The sequence below is a fragment of the Mesorhizobium sp. M7A.F.Ca.CA.002.05.1.1 genome (assembly GCF_003998335.1).
Lineage (GTDB): Bacteria > Pseudomonadota > Alphaproteobacteria > Rhizobiales > Rhizobiaceae > Mesorhizobium.
Genome location: NZ_RZQI01000447.1, coordinates 1 through 4,818 on the forward strand (window position 1 = coordinate 1; position 4,818 = coordinate 4,818).

General features: G+C 63.8%; 7 protein-coding genes. 6 read left to right on the top strand and 1 reads right to left on the bottom strand.

Going from position 1 to position 4,818, the window contains the following annotated elements; all coding sequences use genetic code 11:
- Positions 1–209: 209 nt before the first annotated feature.
- The 5 genes from rph (at position 210) to EN939_RS21155 (ending at position 4,164) form a co-directional block, all read left to right on the top strand.
- Positions 210–926, top strand: a complete 717-nt coding sequence (rph, locus tag EN939_RS21130; protein ID WP_056585385.1) for a ribonuclease PH — start codon at positions 210–212, stop codon at positions 924–926.
- Positions 927–1,109: 183 nt separating this feature from the next.
- Entirely contained in the window at positions 1,110–1,520 is a 411-nt protein-coding gene (locus EN939_RS21140) for a VOC family protein (RefSeq protein ID WP_127269530.1), read from the top strand.
- Positions 1,520–2,167: an RdgB/HAM1 family non-canonical purine NTP pyrophosphatase gene (rdgB, locus tag EN939_RS21145; protein WP_127269531.1), complete on the top strand. Its 648-nt coding sequence runs from the start codon at positions 1,520–1,522 to the stop codon at positions 2,165–2,167. The genes EN939_RS21140 and rdgB overlap by 1 nt, the downstream gene beginning before the upstream one ends.
- The gene (gene hemW, locus EN939_RS21150) at positions 2,164–3,327 is read left to right on the top strand and encodes a radical SAM family heme chaperone HemW (RefSeq protein WP_127269532.1); all 1,164 of its coding nucleotides are present in this window, start codon (positions 2,164–2,166) and stop codon (positions 3,325–3,327) included. The genes rdgB and hemW overlap by 4 nt, the downstream gene beginning before the upstream one ends.
- A gap of 399 nt (positions 3,328–3,726) precedes the next feature.
- Positions 3,727–4,164, top strand: coding sequence for an EamA family transporter (locus EN939_RS21155; protein WP_127269533.1), 438 nt, complete (start codon positions 3,727–3,729; stop codon positions 4,162–4,164).
- A 73-nt stretch (positions 4,165–4,237) separates the two neighbouring features.
- On the opposite strand, the gene EN939_RS21160 is transcribed toward EN939_RS21155, so the two are convergent.
- Positions 4,238–4,426, bottom strand: a complete 189-nt coding sequence (locus tag EN939_RS21160) for a hypothetical protein (protein WP_127269534.1) — start codon at positions 4,424–4,426, stop codon at positions 4,238–4,240.
- Positions 4,427–4,560: 134 nt separating this feature from the next.
- Here EN939_RS21160 and EN939_RS21165 point away from each other — a divergent pair.
- Positions 4,561–4,818, top strand: a 258-nt coding sequence (locus EN939_RS21165; RefSeq protein WP_245473130.1) for an SAM-dependent methyltransferase, incomplete at its 3' end; no start/stop codon positions are given.

A 4,818-nucleotide genomic window follows, 5' to 3' on the forward strand; every position in this document is an offset into this window, starting at 1 on the left:
GCCTTGGTCATACGGCCAAAAACCTCCGGCCCAAGGATATAGACTTACACTGCACCCGCGCAACCCGGTGTCTGTGTGAGATCACCCGGTGTCTTTGTGAGATCACCCGGTGTCTGAGTCAGATCGTCGGGCCATTTTCCTTTGCGCCACGCGTCCCATGCGGTTACAAGCCGGCCAAGATTCCGAAAAATGACAAGAAAGCAGCCTGAATGCGCCCTTCCAAACGCCAATTCGACGAAATGCGTGCCATCTCCTTCGAGCGCGGCGTCTCCAAGCATGCCGAAGGCTCATGCCTGGTGAAGTTCGGCGACACTCATGTCCTGTGCACGGCCAGCCTCGAGGAAAAAGTGCCGGGCTGGATGCGCAATTCCGGCAAGGGCTGGGTGACGGCGGAATACGGCATGCTGCCGCGCTCGACCGGCGAGCGCATGCGCCGCGAGGCTTCGGCCGGCAAGCAGGGCGGCCGCACGCTCGAAATCCAGCGGCTGATCGGCCGCTCCCTGCGCGCCGTGGTCGACCTGCAGGCGCTGGGCGAGCAGCAGATCACCGTCGACTGCGACGTCATCCAGGCCGATGGTGGCACCCGCACCGCATCGATCACCGGCGGCTGGGTGGCGCTGTATGACTGCCTGCGCTGGATGGAAGCGCGCCAGATGGCCAGCGTCGCCAAGGTGCTGAAGGACCATGTCGCGGCGATCTCCTGCGGCATCCATGACGGCCAGCCGGTCATCGACCTCGACTATATCGAGGATTCTTCGGCCGGCACCGACGCCAATTTCGTCATGACCGGCAAGGGTGGCATCGTCGAGATCCAGGGCACCGCCGAGGGCGAGCCTTTCTCCGAGGAGCAGTTCGCGGACTTGATGGGCCTGGCCAAGAAAGGCATCCAGAGGTTGGTGAGTCTGCAGCAGATGGCGGTGGCTTAGTTTTTCGATGTCGAGTTTGAGCGCCCCCCTCTGGCCTGCCGGCCATCTCCCCCTCAAGTGGGGAGATTGGCGACTTCTGCGTTGTCGCGCACCCTGCAACGCCGGAGATTGGCGAATACCGAAATGGCATCCGATCTCCCCCCTTGAGGGGGAGATGGCCGGCAGGCCAGAGGGGGGCGCCTCGTGACGCCCTCGGCCATCCTTGAATCCGCTCTCTACGTCACCGATCTTCCCGCAGCGGAAACCTTCTACACCGACATCCTCGGCCTCAATCTCCTCGGCAAGGTCGACGGCCGCCACCTCTTCTTCCGCTGCGGGCCGGGCGTGCTGCTCGTCTTCAACGCCGAGGCGACGAAAGTGCCGCCGGCGCCTGACGCCAGGCTGCCGGTGCCGCCGCATGGCGCGGTCGGCCAAGGTCATCTGTGCTTTACGGCGACCGGCGATGAAATCGCCGGCTGGAAAGCCCATCTCGCGGCGAAGAAGATCGCCATCGAAAGCGAATTCGAGTGGCCGCAGGGCGGCCGTTCGATCTATATACGCGACCCCTCGGGCAATTCGATCGAATTCGCCGAGCCACGAATCTGGGGCCTTTGATGCATTCTCTTGATGGCAAGAAGATCGTCGTCGCCAGCCACAATGAAGGCAAGCTGCGCGAATTCGCCGACCTGATGGGGCCGTTCGGCTTCGAAGCGAAGTCGGCCAAGGAGTATGGCCTGCCGGAGCCGGACGAGACCGGCACCACCTTCGAGGAGAACGCCTACATCAAGGCGCTCGCCGCCGCCAAGGCGACCGGCCTGCCGGCGCTGTCGGACGATTCCGGCCTGTGCGTCGACGCGCTTGATGGCGCGCCCGGCGTCTACACCGCCAACTGGGCCGAAACCCCGGATGGCAGCAGAGATTTCGGCATGGCCATGCAGCGCACCGAAGTGGCGTTGCAGGAGGTCGGCGCGGCCTTGCCGCAACAGCGCAAGGGACGCTTCGTTGCCGTCATCTGTCTGGCGTTTCCCGACGGCGAGGCCGAATATTATCGCGGTGAGGCCGAAGGCACGCTGGTCTGGCCACCGCGCGGCGAACTCGGCTTCGGTTACGACCCGGTCTTCCTCCCCGACGGCTTCGAAAAGACCTTCGGCGAAATGAGCGCCGAGGAAAAGCACGGCTGGAGGCCCGGCCAGCCGACGGCGCTGTCGCACCGCGCTCGCGCTTTCCAGAAGTTCGCTAAAGCGAGATTGGGCTCGGCATGAGCATCCTGCTCGACCGGACGCCCGGCTTCGGCGTCTATGTTCATTGGCCGTTCTGCGCGGCCAAGTGCCCCTATTGCGACTTCAACAGCCATGTCCGCCACCAGCCGGTCGATCAGGACCGCTTCGCCAGTGCCTTCGAGGCCGAGCTGGCGACGATGCGCGAACGCACCGGGCCGCGCGAGGTGACCAGCGTTTTTCTCGGCGGCGGCACGCCGTCGCTGATGAAGCCGGAAACCGTGGCCAGGGTTCTTGACGCCGTGGCGAAGAACTGGACTGTGCCTGACGGCATCGAGGTGACGCTGGAGGCCAATCCGTCCTCGGTCGAGGCCGAACGCTTTCGCGGCTACCGGGCAGCCGGCGTCAACCGCGTGTCGCTCGGCGTGCAGGCGCTGAATGACAAGGATTTGCGCTTCCTCGGCCGGTTGCACAATGTCGAAGAGGCCCTGCACGCCATCGGCCTCGCGCGGGAAATATTCCCGAGGCTGTCCTTCGACCTCATCTATGCCCGGCCCGGCCAGACGCCGGAGGCTTGGGCATCGGAGCTGGAACAGGCGATCGGCCATGCCGCCGACCATCTGTCACTCTACCAGCTGACCATCGAGGAGGGCACGCCGTTCCACGCGCTGCATGCGGCGAAAAAATTCATCATTCCCGACAATGACCACGCCGCCGACCTCTATGCGCTGACGCAGGAGATTACATCGGCGCATGGTTTGCCGGCTTACGAGATTTCCAATCACGCAAGGCCGGGTGCCGAGAGCCGGCACAACCTCACCTATTGGCGCTATGGCGAATATGTCGGCGTCGGGCCGGGCGCGCATGGCCGCTTCGTCGAGAATGGCCGCCGCACGGTGACGATCGCCGAGCGGATGCCGGAAACCTGGGCCAATCTGGTCGAAGCCAAGGGCCATGGCGTCACCGGCGGCGAAATCCTGACGCGTTCGGAAGAGGCCGACGAATTCCTGCTGATGGGCCTGCGGCTCGCCGAAGGCATCGACCTCTCCCGCTACGAAACGTTCTCCGGACGCGGCCTGTCGTCAGCACGGCTGTCGATGCTGCAGGGAGAGGGGCTGGTGGCGCCGATCGGCAATTCGCGCCTGCGCGCCACGGCCGCCGGCATGATCGTGCTCGACGCCGTGGTCGCCGATCTGGCGCGGTAGGCAGGTAGCTTTGCCTGCGCCAAGCTCCTCCCGCCTCGTCATCCACGGGCGGAACGACGCGAAGCGGCGCGCAGACCCGAGGATCCATGCCGCGACGGCTGCTGCGGGGCGTCACGGTCCAGAATGGGCATGCCTGCTCTGCCACTTGTCCCGTTCAAACAATAGATTTCGTTGCCGGCGCATCTTCTCCACGCCAGCTTTCCAAATTCTGCACCGTAGCGAAATTCAGAAGTCACGGAATGGATCCTCGGGTCTTCGCGACGTCGCTTCGCTCCTGCTCCGCCCGTGGATGACGAAGGTGGGGAAGCCTCGTCCAATCTCCGAAGCTTAGGATTACACTTCTGAAGGCACGCGTTTCACGGTATCTCGGTTGAGACCTCATCCGCAAAGGCCACCGGCATGAACCTGACCGTATCCTCCTGGCAATTCTGGGCATTGCTCTCAGCTGCGTTCGCTGCCCTGACGGCGATCTTCGCCAAGGTTGGCATCGAGAACATCAATTCCGATTTCGCCACCTTCATCCGCACGGTCATCATCCTGATCGTGCTCGGTGCCATCCTGCTTGCCAGCGGCCAGTTCCAGTCGCCGGCCACGATCTCGGCAAAGACTTGGGCTTTCCTAGGCCTGTCCGGTCTGGCGACCGGCGCGTCATGGCTCTGCTACTTTCGCGCCCTGAAGATCGGCAATGCGGCGCAGGTGGCGCCGATCGACAAGCTAAGCGTCGTGCTTGTGGCGGTGTTTGGCGCGGCCTTTCTCGGCGAGCGGTTGTCCGGAGCGAATTGGCTTGGCGTCGCTCTTATCGCGGCGGGCGCGGTGCTGGTCGCCTATCGAGGCTAGTTGCGCGCCGTTGCGGGCATTCTTTGTTTCAAGACGGGTGATGAAGATATCGAAGCGATTGGGCATCGTCCGGTCAGTGCTCCGTCGTGCTATCGGGTTTGTTGTCGGAAAGCCTGACGTTGGTCGGCAAAGCGCTCACGGCTCGCTCTTTGGCCAGGCTGTGCTCGGTCTTGGCAGATAGGCGCTTGTCCCTGGGCGCGGCACCGCGCTTGCGGCCGGCATAGTAGGGCTCGAAAGCGTCCTGTATCTTCAGGCTGTCCATCCTGTCCTCCTCCGGAATCAGGGGGCTAATCTGCCAACGCCGGTTTGGTTCCCCACTGTGGCAAAGGAAAGGCGAATTCCTTACATCGGCGTCAGCTTTTGCAAGCCCGCGTCAGCCGTGCCAAACAGGGCTGAATGGAGAAGTCATCGGTGACCGCAGAGACGAGCAAGCGCAGCTATGTGGTCGGGCAGACCGAGATCGCGGCACGGCCATTGGAGCCGGCGCTCTATCTGGTGGCGACGCCGATCGGCAATCTCGCCGACATCACGCTGCGCGCGCTGGAGACGCTGGCCGCTGCCGACATCGTCGCCTGCGAAGACACGCGGGTGTCGCGCGTGCTGCTCGACCGCTACGGCATTCGCCGCCGCACCACGGCCTATCATGAACACAAT

Coding starts and splice junctions, on each gene's coding strand:
- rdgB (WP_127269531.1), top strand. CDS start 1,520: ATGCATTCTCTTGATGGCAAGAAGATCGTCGTCGCCAGCCACAATGAA.
- EN939_RS21155 (WP_127269533.1), top strand. CDS start 3,727: ATGAACCTGACCGTATCCTCCTGGCAATTCTGGGCATTGCTCTCAGCT.
- hemW (WP_127269532.1), top strand. CDS start 2,164: ATGAGCATCCTGCTCGACCGGACGCCCGGCTTCGGCGTCTATGTTCAT.
- EN939_RS21160 (WP_127269534.1), bottom strand. CDS start 4,426: ATGGACAGCCTGAAGATACAGGACGCTTTCGAGCCCTACTATGCCGGC.
- rph (WP_056585385.1), top strand. CDS start 210: ATGCGCCCTTCCAAACGCCAATTCGACGAAATGCGTGCCATCTCCTTC.